At 37.1% G+C, this 19,823-nt stretch carries 16 protein-coding genes; 10 read left to right on the top strand and 6 right to left on the bottom strand.

Annotated elements, in window-relative coordinates; genetic code table 11:
* Window positions 1-30: 30 nt before the first annotated feature.
* From H4J75_RS04450 to ccoG, 3 genes are read right to left on the bottom strand one after another with little or no spacing between them, the layout of a single operon-like run.
* A complete protein-coding gene (locus H4J75_RS04450) occupies window positions 31-663 on the bottom strand; it encodes a thiol:disulfide interchange protein DsbA/DsbL (RefSeq protein ID WP_182218184.1) in 633 nt (210 codons plus the stop codon).
* A gap of 41 nt (window positions 664-704) precedes the next feature.
* Window positions 705-1,682, bottom strand: a complete 978-nt coding sequence (locus H4J75_RS04445) for a serine/threonine protein kinase (RefSeq protein WP_182221461.1) — start codon at window positions 1,680-1,682, stop codon at window positions 705-707.
* Window positions 1,682-3,115, bottom strand: coding sequence for a cytochrome c oxidase accessory protein CcoG (gene ccoG, locus H4J75_RS04440; protein WP_182221460.1), 1,434 nt, complete (start codon window positions 3,113-3,115; stop codon window positions 1,682-1,684). Before ccoG ends, H4J75_RS04445 begins: the two co-directional genes overlap by 1 nt.
* A 134-nt stretch (window positions 3,116-3,249) precedes the next feature.
* Here ccoG and H4J75_RS04435 point away from each other — a divergent pair, with 134 nt between their 5' ends.
* Entirely contained in the window at window positions 3,250-3,606 is a 357-nt protein-coding gene (locus tag H4J75_RS04435) for a hypothetical protein (RefSeq protein ID WP_182218171.1), read from the top strand.
* Between the two features lie 86 nt (window positions 3,607-3,692).
* Here the strand turns inward: H4J75_RS04435 and H4J75_RS04430 are convergent, their stop codons facing one another.
* Both H4J75_RS04430 and hutG read right to left on the bottom strand, forming a co-directional pair.
* The gene (locus H4J75_RS04430) at window positions 3,693-5,054 is read right to left on the bottom strand and encodes a formimidoylglutamate deiminase (protein WP_182221459.1); all 1,362 of its coding nucleotides are present in this window, start codon (window positions 5,052-5,054) and stop codon (window positions 3,693-3,695) included.
* A gap of 129 nt (window positions 5,055-5,183) precedes the next feature.
* Window positions 5,184-5,975 carry an N-formylglutamate deformylase gene (gene hutG, locus H4J75_RS04425; RefSeq protein WP_182221458.1) on the bottom strand — a complete coding sequence of 264 codons (792 nt, stop codon included), beginning with the start codon at window positions 5,973-5,975 and terminating at the stop codon, window positions 5,184-5,186.
* 354 nt (window positions 5,976-6,329) lie between these two features.
* Here hutG and H4J75_RS04420 point away from each other — a divergent pair, with 354 nt between their 5' ends.
* A complete protein-coding gene (locus H4J75_RS04420; RefSeq protein WP_182221457.1) occupies window positions 6,330-9,539 on the top strand; it encodes an ATP-binding protein in 3,210 nt (1,069 codons plus the stop codon).
* Window positions 9,540-9,720: 181 nt separating this feature from the next.
* The gene (locus H4J75_RS04415; protein WP_182221456.1) at window positions 9,721-10,449 is read left to right on the top strand and encodes a glutathione peroxidase; all 729 of its coding nucleotides are present in this window, start codon (window positions 9,721-9,723) and stop codon (window positions 10,447-10,449) included.
* 96 nt (window positions 10,450-10,545) lie between these two features.
* On the opposite strand, the gene H4J75_RS04410 is transcribed toward H4J75_RS04415, so the two are convergent.
* Window positions 10,546-12,426 (bottom strand): methyl-accepting chemotaxis protein, encoded by a 1,881-nt coding sequence (locus H4J75_RS04410; protein WP_182221455.1) that lies wholly within the window; start codon window positions 12,424-12,426, stop codon window positions 10,546-10,548.
* Window positions 12,427-12,588: 162 nt separating this feature from the next.
* Between H4J75_RS04410 and H4J75_RS04405 the strand changes: the two genes are divergently transcribed.
* The 7 genes from H4J75_RS04405 to hemN all read left to right on the top strand — a co-directional run bounded on the left by H4J75_RS04405 (window position 12,589) and on the right by hemN (window position 19,811).
* Window positions 12,589-12,843, top strand: a complete 255-nt coding sequence (locus tag H4J75_RS04405; RefSeq protein WP_182221454.1) for a VF530 family DNA-binding protein — start codon at window positions 12,589-12,591, stop codon at window positions 12,841-12,843.
* A gap of 113 nt (window positions 12,844-12,956) precedes the next feature.
* Window positions 12,957-13,817: a formyltetrahydrofolate deformylase gene (gene purU, locus H4J75_RS04400; protein ID WP_083277966.1), complete on the top strand. Its 861-nt coding sequence runs from the start codon at window positions 12,957-12,959 to the stop codon at window positions 13,815-13,817.
* 124 nt (window positions 13,818-13,941) lie between these two features.
* Window positions 13,942-15,759 (top strand): M61 family metallopeptidase, encoded by a 1,818-nt coding sequence (locus tag H4J75_RS04395; RefSeq protein WP_182221453.1) that lies wholly within the window; start codon window positions 13,942-13,944, stop codon window positions 15,757-15,759.
* A 126-nt stretch (window positions 15,760-15,885) separates the two neighbouring features.
* Entirely contained in the window at window positions 15,886-16,410 is a 525-nt protein-coding gene (locus H4J75_RS04390; protein ID WP_070375174.1) for a VOC family protein, read from the top strand.
* Window positions 16,411-17,183: 773 nt separating this feature from the next.
* Window positions 17,184-17,771, top strand: coding sequence for a Der GTPase-activating protein YihI (yihI, locus tag H4J75_RS04385; RefSeq protein ID WP_182221452.1), 588 nt, complete (start codon window positions 17,184-17,186; stop codon window positions 17,769-17,771).
* A gap of 9 nt (window positions 17,772-17,780) precedes the next feature.
* On the top strand, window positions 17,781-18,272 hold the full coding sequence (locus H4J75_RS04380) for a DUF2489 domain-containing protein (RefSeq protein ID WP_182221451.1): 492 nt from the start codon (window positions 17,781-17,783) through the stop codon (window positions 18,270-18,272).
* Window positions 18,273-18,440: 168 nt separating this feature from the next.
* Window positions 18,441-19,811 (top strand): oxygen-independent coproporphyrinogen III oxidase, encoded by a 1,371-nt coding sequence (hemN, locus tag H4J75_RS04375; protein WP_182221450.1) that lies wholly within the window; start codon window positions 18,441-18,443, stop codon window positions 19,809-19,811.
* Window positions 19,812-19,823: the final 12 nt, after the last annotated feature.

Genomic DNA, 19,823 nt, shown 5'->3' with positions numbered 1-19,823 from the left:
CTCCTTTTTTATTGTCTTGCTAACGGTCATTTAGTTGAGTGTTAACAAGTACTTCACTAAGTTATTATAGTCAGCTTCAAAGTTGTTTTTGTCTAAACCTGCATTTTCAATTTTGTAGCGGCCATTAACAATAACGGCTGGCACACCAGTTAAACCACCACTTTTTGCGTAGTAGGTTTGCTTTTTCTTCATTTGTTTTACTTGGCTATTTACACCAAAGCTTTTCATTAATTTGTCAAACTTTTCGCCGTCAGCGCCATTCAAAACAAAAACATTACGAATATCTTTTTCAGAAGTAAAAACTGCGCGCTGCACATGAATATAATTAAAAAGTGCGCCCATTAGCTTACTTTCCATGTCCATTTGCTCGGCAACAACTACCGCTTTACTTAACGTTTCCTGCATAACTTGAGAAGCGCCACGCAAAAAATCAACGTGATTGAATTCAAATTTAACCCCTGCTGGTAACTGCTTTTTAACGCTAGTCATGAAAGGTGAAAATTTGAAACAATGCGGACAGTAAAATGAAAAGAATTCACGTACTTCAGGCTTTTTGGTCGCCTGTTCGCTCACGATCGTGTAATGCGTACCTTCTTGATAATTTGCTGCTGATGCCATTAATGGCAATAATAACATCACAAATAAACTCAATAATTTTTTCATTTAACGTTTTTCCTCAAACAATAGCCCTGCGCTATTAATAATTATGCAGGTAATAAACTTAATGGTGGCTGTTGAAGGGCAGACACTTGCTCTTTCAACATTAAAATTTGCTGTTCCCAATACTTATCGGTATTAAACCATGGGAAGTTATGCGGGAACGCTGGGTCTTGCCAACGCTTACATAACCAAGCCATATAATTAACAACACGCATGGTACGTAATGATTCTATCAAAATAAGTTGCTTGGGTTCAAATGAATAAAATTCTTCGTATCCCGAAAGCATAGTATCAAGTTGTAATAACCGTTGTTGGCGATCACCTGAAAGCATCATCCATAGGTCTTGAATAGCAGGTCCCATGCGACAATCATCTAAATCGACAAAATGTGGACCTTTGTCTGTCCATAAAATATTACCGGCATGACAATCACCGTGTAAACGTATTTCATGGCTGGGTTGATATTGCTCCGCTGCAATATCAACCACTTGTTCTAAAATAGTAAAGAAAGCTTTGCTTAGGTAGTGTGGCACAAAACCAGAGTCTTTTATAATATCGGTGGCCTGAAAAAGCATTTCTTGCTTGTTATAGGTCGGGCGATGTTTAAAAGGTTTTGTCGCCGCAACGGCATGAATACGCCCTAAAAATCGTCCCATCCATTCAAGCTGATCTAAATTGTCTACTTCGAAAATACGTCCGCCCCGACAAGGGTAGATAGCAAAATGAAAACCTTGATGAGAAAAAAGCGATTCACCACCAATTTTTAACGGCGCAACTAAAGGTAATTCATGTTTTGCTAACTCAAAAGAAAAGCTATGCTCTTCTCTAAGTTCAGCTTCGGTCCAGCGTTGTGGTCGATAAAACTTGGTGACGTATTTTTTCTTATCTTCGTCGTGAAATTGATAAACACGGTTTTCATAACTATTTAAAGCCAGCAAGCCACTGTCAACAAAGAGGCCAGTACTTTCTAGGCCATCTAAGATCAAGTCGGGTGATAGGGTAGTAAAATCAAATACAGACATTAGCGTTTATTAAAAAACCTGCTTTCATGTTCAAGAGAAACATCATCTTCCTCTGAAACCAACTCAATAACAAATGAAATATCGGTCATGTAACCTTTTAATTCATAGGGGTCTACCGACAGACTCATTGGTAACGTATACACAGCGGCGGCTTTTACCATGACTTCTTGTTCGCCATGCCACTTAGTGTTTTCAATACCCTTAACAGACAAGCGATAAACGTTATCAGTTTGCGATTTATTTAAGATTTTTAAGGTGTACACATTTTCTATATCACCGTTAAATTTTTCTTTGGCCAGTTCATTTCTGTCGCGAATAATGTCCATAGTGACCGGAGCTCGATTAACAATTTCTAAAACTAACAAGCTACACATTACTACCAGAACGATGGCATAACCCACTAATTTTGAACGAATAAAATGAACTTTTTTACCTTGTAACTCATGTTCGGTGGTGTAACGTATTAGCCCTTTCGGGTAATTCATTTTGTCCATAACCCCGTCACATGCGTCAACACATGCACCACAGTTTATACATTCATATTGTAAGCCGTTACGAATATCTATACCGGTTGGACAGACCTGCACACAAAGGTTACAGTCAATACAGTCACCTAATTCTAATGATTCATGTGCTACTTTACGAGAGCGTGCACCACGGCTTTCACCACGATTAAAGTCATATGAAACCGTTAAGGTATCTTTATCAAACATCGCTGATTGGAAGCGTGCATAAGGACACATATGTAGACACATAATTTCACGCATCCAGCCAGCATTACCATAAGTACAAAAAGCAAAGAACCAAACAGTCGCTGCTAAAGCAAACGAGGCCTGAAAAGTAAAAAAGTCAATAAACACTTCATCAACAGGTGCAAAATAACCGACAAACGTTAGTGCCGTTAGTATTGAGAAAAATAACCAACAAGTATGTTTTAAGGCTTTACGCCAGAATTTGTCAAAATCAAGTTCACGGCTGTCCAGTTTTTTACGTTGATTAGCGGTACCTTCAATTTTTTCTTCAAACCAGATAAAAATAAAGGTCCAGACAGTTTGTGGGCATAAATATCCACACCAAACACGCCCTAAAAAGGTGGTAACAAAAAACAGTAAAAAAGCACTAAGAATACAAAGCCAAGCGAGTAAGGTTAAATCTTGTGGCCACAAGGTTAGTCCAAAGAGCGTGAAGCGTTGTTCGGCAATATCAAATAAAATGGCTTGATGATCGTTATATCGCAACCAAGGCAGTACCGCAAAAAGTGCTAAGAAAAAAAAGTTCATCCGCTGCCTAAGTAATTGGAAAATACCACTTACTTTGCGCACATAAATTTGATCACGAGGCTGGTAGGTTTCTACCTGATTAGGTTGATGTATTTTAATATTTTTAACGGGAATTTGAATCTGCGCTTTTTTGATCTTGTCTTCTGATTTCACGATAAATCCTTGATATACGAGAGCCTCAAGATTATAACGATATTTATCTAAGAATACGTTATAAAACAATTAATATTAGTGAATAAGCCCAAAATTGATTATTCTTATATAATCATTCAATTATATAAAGAATTATGAAAAATTTATTGATCTTAATCGTCGCAGCGGCATTATTTTTACACTTTTATCCTCAACCAGAAGTAGACGAGTGGTTTTCAGAACAGAAAAACGTCATTTCTAATGCCTTTTCAGAAGCTACAGATACCAAAGTAAGGTTGAAGGCCGATAAAATTTATACTGACTTAAAGAGTCAGCTTGTCAATTTTAGTCTTGAAGAACAACAATTTTTAAAAGAAATAACCAGCGATAGAAAGTCGGTAAAAGCTTTTTTTACTGATTTTTGTAATGCCAAACAACAATCCCCACATTTGCACCGAGACAACCAAGCGAAAGTTTGTAAAACAATTGCTCAGTATAGTTCTTTATTATAGGTAAATTAAAAAATTAATAACCTATAAAAGATATAAAGCTGTTATCGAGCAGTTCTAAAACTTAGATGCGCGATAACAGTTTAATGCTAAGCAGAAAGACTGGCCAATAGCTTAGAGAATGCTTGTTCAGACTCTTGCTCTAGGTGATGAACACCGCAGTTAATCACCCAGTGGCCATTGACCATAACGTCGTTAATCATATTATGCTGACTTGCAAAAATCATACTGTCTAATAAGTGTTGGTCGTGGTGAGCAAACAAAGCCACTTTTTTGGCATTAAGTACCAGTAAATCCGCTTGTTTACCTATCGCTAACTCACCGGTATTGCTATTTGTACTTTGAGCGCCGCCTAAGGCTGCTTGTTGCCACAAATTACGACCCACTGAAGGTTGATTTTCTGTTGCTAAAATAGCACGTTGTTGCTTAATTAAGCGTTGTGCGTATTCTAACCAGCGTAACTCTTCGATAGGATTCACTGAAATATGACTGTCAGAGCCAATCGCTAAGGTGCCATTTTCTGCTAAAAATTCACTGGAGGGGAAAATACCGTCACCTAGATTTGCTTCAGTGGTTGGGCAAATTCCTGCAATCGCTTTACTGGCAATAATTCCTTGGCGTTCTTGTTCATTGATATGTGTTGCATGAATTAAACACCATTGCGGGTCTAATGCGACATTATTTAATAACCATTCCACCGGACGTTGACCATAATGCGCTAAACAATCATTGACTTCTTTTTGCTGCTCAGCGATATGAATATGCACTGGCGCTTTATTATCTAAACTACGAACATGTTTTACCGCTTGCTCTAACGACGTTTTGTCAACCGCTCTTAATGAGTGAGGCGCAATGCCAACATTAGTATTTTGATAATGAGCACTTAGGGTAAAGCAGTCACTGACCAGTTGATTGAATTGTTCTACTGAATTAATAAAGCGCTTTTGGCCGTCATTTGCCGGTAAAGGACCAAAGCCGCTGAAACGATAAAGTACCGGTAATAATGTTAAACCAATTCCCGATTGCTGACTGGCCTTAAAAATGGCTTTTGCCATGGCAGCAAGTTCATCATGGTTTTCACCATTAATTTCATGATGTAAATAATGAAATTCTGCAACACGGGTATAACCCATTTTAAGCATTTCAATATAAAGCTGTCGGGCAATTATTTCGGCATCGTTTACCGTCAGTTGATCGATAAATTTGTACATGATGCTGCGCCATGTCCAAAAACTGTCTTGCCCTTCACTACCTTGTTCACTGAAACCCGCAAAGGCACGTTGAAAAGCATGGGAGTGGCAATTAACCATACCAGGAATAACAACCCCTACTTGCTCAGCGCCGTCAATATGGCCTGATGTTATTGCGGTGATCACTCCATTTTCTATGGTTAATGTTTGCTGCGTGTGCCAACCGCTGCTTAATAAAATACGTTCTGCAAATAACTTCATCGAAAATACCTTTGCTAATTTTTGTTGTAAAACCCAATCTACATTTACTGCCTTTGCCTATTCACCACTGATTAATGACTACGGCTAAGAAAATAGTTACCGCGACTCATTCATACGAGCACACTTACACTAGGCTTTTTGTTGTGAAAACTTAATCAAGGTTTCTACTAACTGTTTAAGCTTAGGAATAACCTCACTTGCCAACGCTTCATTATATTCTGGACTGGGCTCACTCATGTAAGTACGTTGTGAAAGCTCTAACTGTACCGCATGAATATTTTTTTGCGGTTGACCATACTCTCGGGTAATAAAGCCGCCTTTAAACCGCCCGTTAGTGATCATGCTATAAGGTGAGTAATCAAGTTTTTGTAGTGCAGTGATTAATTCAGGCGCGCAGCTTTTACCATCAGCGGTACCAAAATTAAAATCGGGTAATTGGCCTTCAAAAAATCTCGGCACGGTCGACAAAATAGAATGAGCCTCTAGTAAAATGGCTTTACCAAATTCATTCTGTATGTCAGCTAGAGTGCTTTTTAATGCTTGATGATAAGGCTGCCAATACGTGGTTACTCGATGTAATATTTCATCTTTTTCTGGTGCTTGTCCTTCAAGGTAAAGTGGAGCAAGGTCAAATGAAGTCGTCGGACACAATTCAGTACTGTTGGCACCAGGGTATAAATCAACACCTGCTGGATCTCGATTTAGGTCAATGACATAGCGGCTATATTTGGGCATAATAATATACGCACCAAGCGCTTGAGCAAACGCGTAAAGCTTGTCTTTATGCCAATCAGTATCAGCCACTTTCCTGCCTTGTTCAGTCATTTTATTGGCAATATATTCAGGTAAAGCCTCACCGTTATGCGGCATGCTGATAAGCAATGGAATTCGACCTTTTATTAACGTGTAAGTGTTAGACATCTTCAACCTTTTAATTGTATATACAACTTTAGGGGTAATTTATCATGCTGTTACTGTAGCAAGCAAATTTATTGCGTTGTGATGCTGATCTTTTTAGTTGTTTTACTTGTTGGCCACTAAGGTTTATTTAATAAGCACCCGGGTAGCAGTAGGTCGTATTACCTAAAAAACATCTGATTTTCATTATATTAAATCAATCACTTATTTATTAAAATTTGCTGGTTTGCTAGTTATAGCATAGAGTGTATTTATTAATACTTCACTTCTGCCTTCATAGATAAACTTAGATAAAAATCTAAGTTTTAAACCATGGATGATGACATTATAAGCGATATAAAGAGTATGTTATGGCCCATGTCTACTTGGCTTAAGCGCACATTATTGTGCAGTATTTTGTTAGTCACTTTTAGTGTCTATGCAGAGCAACTATCCCACAATAAAGCGCCCCTTCGAATAGCTTTACCTGATAGGCCGTCAATCAATGCAGCTTCTGGAGAGAAGTTTCAACTGCTGGTTAACTTTCTTAAAGAGTATTGGCAAATTTGGGCAATAGATAATCAACGTGAAGTATCGTTTAGCTACATGCCAACAGAAAAGGCTTATCAATCGCTTGCTAATAAGAGTATTGATGTGGTCGCCGTTACTCGTTACCAGCAAGATCAAACAGACTTAGTTTTTAGTATCCCCTATGCTAAATTCAAACAAAAAGTGTTTCGTCGCATTCAAAGTAATAAAAGTAATGGTCTGCAAATAGGTATCTACTCTGACGATCAGTCAACTTTAAATTTTCTTAGTCGCCATATTGAACGTTATTATTATCAAGATATTGATAAGCTGCTTGGCGATTATCAAAAGTATGATGCCTTATATGCAACAAAACCCTGGTTACTTAATGAAAAGTTAAACGAATATAAGCTCAGTGGTGATTTTCATATTACTGAAGATGAAGCACCAGAAGTTTACTTTCGCTTTGCCGTGAGTAAAAACAATAGAAGCTTGATGCATAAAATTAACGATGGCATTCGCTCAGTGAGTCGACAACAAGCCGAGTTATGGAATAGCAAATACATTACCTTAAATGAAGGAAATATCTCGTTAACTTTTGGCGCCTATTTTACAAATTTATCTGTTGCTGAAAAAGATTTTATTATTGACCATAATCAACTTTCCTTTCCCGTGGTGTCAGGAGGTTTTCCGCCCTACATTATTACTAAAAACTTTAATCACATTACCGAGCGCGGCTTCACCATTGATTTATTTACGCTTTCAACTGAGCGAACCGGTATTATCTATAAACCTGTTTATGTAAAAAATATTGAGCAAATTTTTTCGTCTTTAGCACAGCAAAAAATTAATGTACTGCCGTTGGTTGAGCGCAATAAAGACCGAGAGAAAAAGCTTATTTTTTCTGAGCCTTATTTGCAAGCCAGTTATAGTATGGTTTATCGCTATAATGACACGATAATAGATGGTTTAAGTGGCATAGGTGACAAAAAAGTTGCTGTGGTTAATAATTTTAATGCCACCCAATTATTAATAGAAAAACTTCCTTTTGCACACCTTAATTACTTTGACTCGATGAATGCGGCCATTACTTCAGTATCTTTGGGTGAATCTGATGTCTTTATTGGTGGCTCTCTGATTTCTTCTTATTTGGTTAAAGAAAATCAACTCTCAAATCTCACTAGCCAACCATTAATAAACTTTAATGATAATGCTCAGTTTTTTTTCGCGAGTAACCCCGGTAACGATATTATTATTAGCTTACTTAATCGCACCATTAAAAGTCTTTCTGCCACAGATTACGAAAGACTTTATGCAAAATGGAGTCAAACGGCTTTCCATGAAAATAATGCCGATAAACAAATTGCTAATGCTTATCGAAATGTCAGTTATTTGTTTGTCGCTATTATGCTTTTTGGGCTAATTATTTTTTGGATTTATTATCGACAGCTTAGGGTCAGAAAGCTTGCCCAACTAAAAATTGAACATGCATTATCAATTGCTGAGTCTGCAAAAATAGAAGCTGAAAAATCAGCTCAAGCGAAAATAACTTTTCTTGCGCGGATGAGTCATGAAATTAGAACGCCGATGAACGGTGTATTAGGTATGGCAGAAGCCCTTGCTTTCACACCTTTAAATAAAGAGCAGAATGATTTACTTGAAACATTACAAGGCTCGGCAACCAACTTACTCGCTTTGCTCAATGATGTGCTCGACTTTTCAAAGATGGACGCCGGCAAACTGACTTTAGAGTCGGTGCCAGTGAATTTTAATTTACTTTGTAAAAATATTATTAGTGGCTTCAATCACATTGAACACCACAAACCATTAGAAATTAACTTACACATAGACAATAAAATTAGCCACTGCTATTTAACCGACCCGACACGCTTCACTCAAGTGCTTAATAATTTGCTTAGTAACGCGATTAAGTTCACCGATAAAGGGCAAATCGATTTAATTGTTACGGTGGCTAGCAGTGAGGTTATCAATAAAAATACCTACGACACACTTTATTTTGAAGTAAAAGACACCGGCATGGGCATAGCGGCGGAAAAACAAACGTTCTTATTTACTCCCTTCATTCAAGCCGATGACGACATTACGCGAAAATATGGTGGTACGGGTTTAGGGTTAAGTATTTGCCAAGAAATAATATCAGCGATGGGTAGCGAAATTAAGATTGATTCAACGCTAGACCAAGGGAGTTCTTTCCATTTTAGCTTAAAGCTAAAACAGTCAACTTTAGAAAGTTCCACCGATAACCGTCGCAGTAATACGCGTTTAATTAATGCCGCTGACGATAACCGTTTTCAAGATCTACGTATTCTTATTGCCGAAGATAACCTAGTAAACGTTAAAGTGCTCTGTGCGCAACTTGCGCGTCTAAATATTAAAGCCGATATTGCTTACGACGGCCAAGAAGCTTTAGATTTACATGAAAAACAGGCTTATGACATTATTATATCTGATTGTCATATGCCAAATGTTGATGGTTTTGAACTCGCTCAAACGTTAACAGCAAGCGAGCAAAGCCGACCGCTTTGGTTAATTGCTGTAACCGCAGATGCTTTGAGTGGCGCGGCAGAAAGGTGTATTGCTGCAGGTTTCAATGACTATATGGCTAAACCTTGCCCACAGGAAGAAATAACCAACAAGCTCAACAATGCTTATCGACAGTTATTAAAGAAACAACAGAAAAACGACTTAACTAAACAAAATTTCAGCCTTTTTGATTTAGACATGCTGCTGAAAAATAATGAGCACGACATCGAACTGAGTAAAAATGTTGGTCGACTTTTTATCGCTTCATGGCAAAAAGAAAAAAAGCAGTGGCTAAGCGCCACCGAGAATTTTGATCATAAATATATACAAGCACTTGCTCACAAGCTAAAAGGCAGTACACGGTATTTTTCCCACCCTGAAATAGCTAAAACGCTCAATGAGGTTAGCCAGCAAGCCAGGGCTGAAAATAGTAAAGATATAAAAGCATCTGCTAGCCACCTTTATTTACAACTAGATATAATGACCGAAGAAATTAAACGTTGGCTATTGTCATAAGTCATGTGATTCTTTCATCATCAATCTAGATTAATTTTTTTATTATCAATCGCTTTAATCAATCGCTTTAATCAATCGCTTTAATCAATCATTGTGAATTGTTTTTATCACTTTATTAAATCAAGTTATTCACCCATACTAGTGCCACTTAATCGATTCAAATCAATCAAAGCGAGTGACTATGTTTACCAATAAAGAAACACAGCAAGTTCCAAACACTACTTTTCCTATTATTACTGCCGATGGTTGGGCAAGTCGAAACAGTGATGATATTTTTGCTAATAAAACCGTCATTGTATTTTCATTACCAGGCGCATTTACACCGACTTGTTCATCTTCACATTTACCAAGATACAATGAACTAGCGAAAAAATTTAACGCTAATGGTGTTGATGAAATTGTTTGTATTTCTGTTAACGATACCTTTGTAATGAATGCTTGGGCACAAGACAAAGACGCAGCCAACATTAGTTTCATTCCTGATGGCAATGGTGACTTTACTCAAGCGATGGGTTTATTAGTTGATAAAAAAGAAATTGGTTTTGGTAAGCGTAGCTGGCGCTATTCGATGCTAGTAAAAAATGGCGTTATAGAAAAAATGTTCATTGAACCTGATTTACCTGGCGACCCATTTGAAGTATCTGACGCCGATACCATGCTCAATTACATTAATCCTGAAGCTGTACAGTCTCAAGAAATTACAATTTTTAGTAAGCCCGATTGTCCATTTTGTAAAAAGGCTAAAGCATTATTAACAAGCCAAGGTTTAAAGTTTGAAGAATTGATCGTTGGTAGCGACGTAAATACTTCAATGTTCCGTGCTATTACTAACTCAGATACCGTACCACAAGTATTTATTGATGGTAAAAACATTGGTGGTAGTGAAGATTTAGCCGCTTACTTTGGTTAAACTTTATTATTAGCCAGCACTCAACACTTATTGTTGGCGATACAATAAAAAAAGCTAGATAACTCACCTTATCTAGCTTTTTTTTACACTTGCTCGTTAGACTTTAAACTTACCCACTATATCATTTAAGCCGGTGAATTCTTGTTGTAAACTGTCACAAGCTTGCTGCGTTTGCTGTAAATTTTGTACGCCTTGCTGATTTAAATCCATCAAATTTAATATATCTTCATCAATTGATCTGATCACATTAACTTGTTGTTGAGTAGCTTCAGTTACTGCATGATTTTCATTATCAACCTGTTGTAGCATATGAATAATTAATTGCATTTTTTCGTCGGCTACTTTGGCTTTTTGTACACTACTGGTACTATTTTTTTGACTTTCGTCCATAGAAATAACCACCGCGTCGGTGCCTGTTTCTAAGTTATCAATCATGGTTTCGATTTCAAGTGCCGCTTCTTGAGTGCGTTGTGCTAACTGTCTAACTTCATCAGCTACCACAGCAAAACCTCGACCCTGCTCCCCTGCTCGTGCTGCTTCAATAGCGGCATTTAACGCGAGTAAATTAGTTTGTGAACTAACCCCTTTAATAACATCTAAAATGCTGACTATATTTTTAGTTTCACTGCTTAATTTTTCGATTTCGCCGCTTGACTGTGTCATTATTTTCGACAAATGTTCAATTGACTGAATATTTTCATTGAGTGCCACCAGCCCTTCATTTGACTGCGCTTGCATGCCCGATGTTAAGTTAGAAGCCGTTAGTGCGTTAGTCGAAATTTCTTGTGAAGAGTTATTTAACTCGGTTACCGCTGTCGATACACTTTCACCACGATTAAGCTGTTGATCCGCCATATCAATACCGACTTGTGAGCTTTGTCGAACTTGGCCAATCTGCTGTTGTAAATTTGCCGCTGACTCTTTAACTCGTCGCATCGAATGATGCATAGTTTCTATAAAATCATTAAAGTTTTCTGATAGTTCACCAAACTCATCGTGGCTCTCAACCGATAAACGTTGGGTTAAATCACCGTCGCCACGAGAAATACCTTTTATGGCAAGGTTTAAGGTATGAATAGGTTTCATTAAATAGCTAAACAATAAATGCATAAGAATAATTGTTGCAAGTAAGCTAGCTATAACCACAATAATGGCAATGTTTCTCGAGTTCACCATGGGTTGGTAAGCTTTTTCGCTGTCAAGTACGACACCTACATACCAATTAACCGAGTCAATGCCTTTAATGGGGATAAATGAAACTATGGTGTTATTATTAATCTCATTTAAGTCACTCGAAAATGGCGGTGTTTGACCTAATAATTCACTCACATCTTTATCGACATATTTCACATCAGGATGACTGAGAATCTTCCCTTTTGAAGTCATTAAATAGGCATAGCCTAAATCAAGAAAATCAATTTCATTCAGAATCGATGAAATCTCATCTAGAAAAATATCACCTCCTGCTGCACCAACAAATTGTCCATTTTTCAAAATAGGCGCTACAGCAGTCAATACTTTTTGATCCGTCGTGGCATCTATATAAGTTTCAGTAAAAGAAGACTTACGTCCTTCTTTTGCAAGCAAATACCAAGGGCGCTGACGAATATCAAAACCTTCTGGGAGTTGTATCGTTAAATCATCAAGAATAAATTCGCCGGTACTGGCTAGTCCAACAAAGGTATTTTTCATCTTCCCGGCTTTTACTGCTTGCTGAACCGCATGAAAAATTTCTTCATGACTATTAATGTCAGTAATATTAAGCGCCACTGCATCGATTATTTGTAGACGATTCGTTAACCAGTTAGCAATATTTCCAGAAACCGAACGGCCTATTTCATCGATGGCATTGTTAAGATTTTTTTGGGTGTGATCTTTTAAGAATATATAATTAATTGATGTAGATACCGACAAGGCTATTAGTAATAATACCGTAGTCACCATAATAATTTTATGGGAAAATTTTAATTTAATCACTGATGATCTCTCTTACTTTATTAGCTAACTTCATGGCATTACCATAGCACTGGAAATATCTAGATCCAACTTCCCGTTGCATTTAATCTTTTGAAAGCAACTTCAAAATTAATCTGATAAAATAACGCTATATTTTTATTGATAGTATCGCTAATTACTCTTATGGACAATCAACCTTTCAACCCATTACACGGCATTACCTTAAAAGCACTTGTTACCGAACTTGTTGAATATTTTGGTTACCCTGCGCTTAGTCAACAAATAAAAATCAAATGCTTCACTGAAGATCCTAGTATCAATTCAACCTTAAAGTTTTTACGTAAAACACCTTGGGCACGTGAAAAAGTTGAAGCACTTTTTATCAAAAATTATCATAAAGTGCATCAAGCAAATGATGAAAAAAATAGCGGTCAATAATCTCACAAGTTACTCATACTCAATAAAGATTTTAGCTTATAGCGCAATAAACTAATTGCTTGATTAAAAACCTGTCACACTGACTCCATATTCATTATTTTTTGGAGTCAGGTATGAAACCCATTAATCACTATATTTTAACTTGGCAATGCCCTGATACTTCAGGAGTATTAGCAAAAGTTTCTCAGAGCCTTTATCAACACGGCGCTTTTATTACTGAAACCTCACAGTACAGCGACCCGTACACCTCGATTTTTTTCTCGCGTATCGCATTTGATGACAGAAATTTAACCGTTTCAATTGCACAATTCCGTCAAGCCATAGCCGAATTAGCCCAACCGCTTGCGATGAACTTTCAATTAAGAGAACGTGATGATTTTCCAAATGTCGTTATCGCGGTATCTAAAGATGACCATTGCTTGGTGTCGTTATTAACCAAAGTTAAAGCCGGTGTTTTACCTATTAATGTTGCTGCTGTGGTTTCAAACCATCAGGACTGCCAAGCTTTAGTTGATTGGCATAAAATTCCTTTTCATCACTTACCTATTTCTTCTTCGACAAAAGCGCAACAAGAAAGTGAACTACAAGCCTTATTAATAAATTACAAAACAGACTTATTAGTACTTGCGCGTTATATGCAAATTTTGTCTGATGATTTTTGTCAACAATGGCAAGGTCGAGCGATTAATATTCATCATTCTTTTTTACCGAGCTTTAAAGGCGCAAAACCTTACCATCAAGCCCACCAACGTGGTGTGAAAGTGATTGGCGCAACCGCCCACTATATTACTAGTGACTTAGATGAAGGACCTATTATTGTGCAAGAAGTAAAAGCCATTAACCATAGCCTGACGATAGAGCAGATGGTTCATAGTGGTCACGACATTGAAGCAACAGCATTGTCTCATGCGGTTAGAATGCATGCCGAGCAGCGTGTCTGTTTGAATCAGGGCAAAACAGTTATTTTACTTTAGCGGTTAATTTATAAGGTAAACGTAACGAGTAAAGCACCCAATACGCTGGGTGCTTTACTGTTTTCATTCACTATTTCTGCTACATTAAGCCATAACCTTTTGTCTTAATTAGTTGTCTTTTCCGATGATCCACTACCAAATAACGCCTCAAAATCTAAACAGTCATTTATTTTTGGTTACGCTTTCTTTTACCACACAAGTTGATAAGACTTACCATTTATCGCTACCCGCTTGGTTACCGGGTAGCTATATGATCCGTGACTTCGCAAAAAATATTACGGAAATTAGCGCTTATAACAGCGATCAAAAAGCAGCTCAAAATACTGCGGCAATTGCGCTGAATAAAACCGACAAACAAACTTGGCAATTTACCGCAACAAGTGTCAACACTTCAATATGTTATCAAGTATTCGCTTTTGATTTATCGGTACGCACCGCTTACTTAGACAGTGAACGTGGCTTTTTTAATGGCAGTTCAACTTTTTTACAAGTGCAAGAATTGCCAGATGAACGCTGTCAGTTAACTATTGCATTACCACAAGAATTAACGACTAAATTGTCGCCACAGTTAAATAGTTGGCGAGTTGCCACGGGCTTAACACGCGCTAAAGGCACTGATAAATATCAATTAGGTGATTATATTGCTAAAAACTATCAAGAACTTATCGATTGTCCTGTTGCCATTGGTCACTTCGATGCTTTTGAATTTGTTGTCGAAGGTATTACCCATCACTTAGTCTTTACTAGCCAACATTTTGGTGATCGGGAGCGCCTAAAACGAGATGTAGCTAAGCTTTGCCAGCATCATATTAACTTATTTGGTGAGGTCCCTTTTAAAGAGTACTGGTTTATTACCCATTTGTTAGGCAGCGGTTTTGGTGGGCTTGAACATAAAAACTCGACAATTTTACAAGCCAGTCGCTTTGATTTACCCAACCCTAAGAGACCTGATGAAACGTCTGAAAATTATCAAACTTTTCTCAGCTTATGTTCACATGAATACTTTCACGCTTGGAATGTATGCCGCATTAAACCGAAAGAATTTATTCCCTACAACTTACAGCACGAAGTTCACACGAGACAATTGTGGGCCTATGAAGGCATCACGTCTTATTATGATGATTTTTCATTGTTTCGCAGTGGATTGATCAGTTTTGAAGACTATTTACTGCAATTATCTAAGACAGCTACCCGAGTATACCGGGGTAAAGGGGAACTAAAACAAAGTGTCAGCGACTCCAGCTTTGATACTTGGACCAAGTTTTATCAACAAGGACCAGATGGCGTAAATAATATTGTTAGTTATTATACTAAGGGCGCTTTAATTGCACTCTGGCTAGATTTAACGATTAGAGAAAAGTCAGCAGGTGTCTACAGCTTAGACACATTAATGCGTGAATTATGGATACATTTTGGTAGAACAAATATTGGTACCTGTGAGGAAGACTTTATAAACATTGCCAATATTCTCTGTAATGACGATATTACAGTGGCTTTTCAAGCCTTACTTAACAATGCTCAACGTATTGAATTAGCACCGTTACTTAAGCAAGTAGGTATTGCCTTTACTGCTCAAAAGTTCAAGAAGTTTAATAGCTTAGAGACTACTGACAATAACGCTTATTCTCCTTATATCGGTGCACAATATAGCGCGTTACCTCTAGGCGTGAAAATTACTCAGGTTATTGAAAACTCTCCTGCAGCTGAAGCCGGCTTGGCAGTTAACGATATTTTACTTGCCGTAAATAATATCAAAGTGACTGAAAAATCGTTGCAGCAACTGGCTGATCATTTACCAGAAAATACTGAGCTAACCTGCCACTATTTTCGTGATGATCAGTTAATGACCGGTCACATTATTTTTATTGATTCACCACTGGCGGCCATCGCTATTACAGAAGTGGACAGCACGCTTAGCAAAAAATGGCGCTGTAAAAATTAACTGTAAATTTTTTGCCACAAAAAAGTAAAACGCTAGTGTAATTAAAAACCCACAAACTAGTAACAAAAGTTACTTTGTGCAAAAATAACCTTATTGCTTTCAAAACTAGAATATTAAGGGTTTAAAATGATCAAAATGAAACGAATTCACCACGTCGCTTATCGTTGTACTGATGCAAAAGTTACTGTTGATTGGTACAAAGAACATTTGAACATGGAGCTAACGGTAGCCATTGCTGAAAATGAGGTACCGTCGACTAAGGCACCAGACCCTTATATGCACATATTTCTAGATGCGGGCATGGGTAATGTTTTAGCCTTTTTTGAAATTCCTAATTCTCCAACCATGGGCCGAGATGAAAACACACCAACATGGGTACAGCACATCGCATTAGAAGTTGAAGATGTTGATGCACTTGTCGCCGCAAAAGAAGAGTTACAAAGTAAAGGTGTTGATGTATTAGGCCCAGTTCATCATGGTGTATTTAAATCAATTTATTTCTTTGACCCGAGTGGTCATCGCTTAGAATTAGCAGCGAATACCGGTACAGTTGAACAAATGAAAGAATTAAAAAGGGTTGCTCCTTTAATGATTGAAGAGTGGGCTGTTACTAAAGTTGCACCAAAACACGCGGCTTGGTTACACGAATAAAACTATTTTGCCCCTCGTTAATGGTCAAACAATATCCAATAAATAAAACTAAGCTATTATTTCTATTTAGCTTAGTTTATTGCGCACATGGTATAACCTAAAAATCACAACAAATTTCTATCATTAACTGAACGAAATAGGACATCAGTACATAAAACGAAGGGTTTCGTATATAAAGCGAGCGTAATAATGTACTCTATTTGTGATTATTTATGTAAGACATTAACCATAGAGAAAACATATTTTTACCATTCATTAACTTTTAAATAAATCAATAGACTTTAAAAACAATAAGTTAACCTTTCATACTCAATGAATTGTAAATAAATGTATATTTATAACTTGCGACATTTATAAACTAAGGTAAAGTATTGTCCAGCTACTTTGTAGCCAAATAACAAAATGGATTGAATTGCACGGAAAGCCTTAACCTTCTCTTATGAGAGGTTACTTTTAAAGAATACGGATGATTAAGTTAATATCAGGATGATTGTTAATATTTAGGTCAATAGACCGATAAGGACAACCCAATAAAGTGTCAGGATGACCGATAAAAAATGAACCGAGTATTTAACGCAACATAAAAAATAATAATACGTTAAAGCTTATAAACGGAATTGCTAATAGGTTAGGATAACCACTTAAAGTTTGATGAAAACGATGACTTGTTCATCGTTTTTTTATGTCTGAAAATTAATCATGAAAAACACTATCGCTGTTTCCTACAATATAACGTAAAATAGAACCATTGAATTTAAAAACGAAATTATTTTATGTCTCGTACCAAAAAATCTAGAAAACAAGGCAATGGTCCTATCGGCGCAGTAAAAGATGATAAGAAAAAAGCCCTAGTTCCTGTTGATAGAAAACCAAAGAAGAAAACAGGAAAGCAAGCCGGCAACCGACAAAAAGAAGCTTTTGATGCAGGTAAAGAATCTCACTTACCTACAGAAAAGAAAGATCCGCGCATTGGTAGTAAAAAACCAATAGATCTTGGCGGACCGGTAACAGCGGCGGTGCAACCTTTTAAAGCCAAAAACAAAGTAAAAGCAGATAACTCTCCAATTGCTGCTATTCGTGTTGTTGAAGCTGATACCTCATTGCAGCAAGAGCTCTTCGCTATTGAAGAAGATAGCCGCTTGCAAAGTATCCTTGCCCAGCAAGATGAAGATATTTCGCTAAGTAACGAAGATGTTGATTATTTCAATGAAAAAATGGAACGTCATCAACAACTACGTGAGATACTCGGCATAGAAGATGAAGATGACGACGACGAATCACCTGAAACAGCTAGCAAAGCAAAATCTGGTGATGATCTTTGGGATAAATTTGACAACAGCGACCTGTCAAAATTCGAATAAGGCTTTATCATGTTTTCAACTCCTTGGATTTATATAGTAGTTGGCGGAGTAATTATTATTGCTGCGCTTGCTTTTTATGCGGTGAATTTATTAAGCCAGCTAAAAGCGCAAACAGCTAAAATAAAACAGGCAGAGCAAGATAAAAAAATTGCCTTAGCAAAGCACGATAGTAAGATCCTTAGTAGTGTCGTGATTATTGCCCACGCAATGAAAGAAGAGCAATGTGATATCGCTGAGGGTTGTTGGCGATTGAGTGTATTGCTCGATTCTTTAAAGTTGAGCAGTGGTTTATCAGCAGAGTTTCCTGCAGTATTTGAACTTTATGATAAAATTAAACATATGCCTATTCTTGATGCAAGAAAGAAACTTGCCAAAAATGAGCGTATGAAACTTGATTTTGAACGTATGAAAGCAGAGAGCGATTTATCCGCACAGATAAATATTGACGTTATCTCTTTGCATCAATATGCTCAAGAACGTATGAGTGCACTAGCAAGTTAACTTTTTACTAAGTTAACTTTTTACTAAGTTAATAACGCTTTGTTGCGCTCGATCAATATTGTTAATGTTTGCATTGTTAAACTGTTGCTTAGCATATACCCGTTACCATTCAATCTATATTTTGATTGATAACGCGTATATAAGTAATGGCTAACTCGGTAACCAACCATGCAAGCAAATCAATTTTTTGACCCTAAATTACTGTCTAAATATAATACCAGTGGACCTAGATATACCTCTTATCCAACGGCATTAGAATTTCATGATGAATTTTCTGAACAAGATTTCATCCAAGCAGTGAAAGATTCACCCAACCGTGAATTGTCCTTGTATGTACATATTCCCTTTTGCCATAGCCTTTGCTACTACTGTGGCTGTAATAAAGTTATTACCCGCCACCGTGACAAGGCCGATACCTACTTAGAGTTTTTAGCGGAAGAAATTAGTTCACGAGCTGAATTTTTTACTGAATACACCGTTAAACAACTCCATTGGGGTGGCGGCACACCCAGCTTTTTAACCCATATCCAAATCACAAAATTAGTCTCTTTATTAAAAGAAAAATTCACTTTTGCTGAACATGTAGAAATGAGTATAGAAATTGATCCGCGTGAAATTGAAATGAACCTTGCCGAACACCTCTTTGATTTAGGTTTTAATCGTCTAAGTATTGGCGTACAAGACATTGACAAAAAAGTACAAGAAACAATTAATCGTGTGCAATCAACCGAATTTATTAGCGATTTTATTGCCCATGCAAAGGCAGTGGGCTTCAAATCAATTAATATCGACTTGATCTATGGTTTGCCTCACCAAACTATAGAAACCTTTACAAAAACGCTTAACAAAGCTCATGAGATGGATGTCGACCGTATTTCATTGTTTAGCTATGCACATATTCCAAACCGATTTGCTGCCCAACGTAAATTACGTGACGAATGGTTACCCAGCGTGCAAGAAAAATTTGCCTTAATGAAACTTGCCATCGAAAAGCTTTGTGGATTTGGCTACGATTTCATTGGTATGGATCACTTTGCTAAACCTAATGACGAACTTTCTATTGCACAAAAAGAGGGTTCCCTGCACCGTAATTTCCAAGGATATACTACAAAGGGTGGTTGTGACTTGTTAGGATTAGGTGTTTCTTCTATTAGTAATATCGGTACTTCTTTCAGTCAAAATATTAAAGAATTGCAAGCCTATTATAAAGCGATAGATACTAGAAAAAATGCACAAGTGAAAGGGGTTAGCTTATCAACAGATGACGTGATCCGTGGCGAAGTTATTCGTGAATTAATGTGTAATTTATATATTGATAAACATCAGATCAGTAAAAAGTACGATATCGATTTTGCAGAATATTTTGCTGAAGATTTACCGCTACTGAAAACTTTTATCAGTGATGGTTTGGTTGAAAATACGGCTGATTTTATTAAAGTAGATCAGAAAGCGCGCTTGTTGATTCGTAATATTTGTATGAGTTTTGATGCTTACATGAAACAACACGTTAACCAACAGCGCTTCTCGCGGGTAATTTAAGCGGAACTCTCA

Origin of the sequence: Colwellia sp. BRX10-1 (genome assembly GCF_014077545.1) — a bacterium.
Lineage (GTDB): Bacteria > Pseudomonadota > Gammaproteobacteria > Enterobacterales > Alteromonadaceae > Colwellia_A.
The sequence above is the reverse complement of the archived record's forward strand: the minus strand, read 5'-3'. Positions and strand labels throughout refer to the sequence as shown.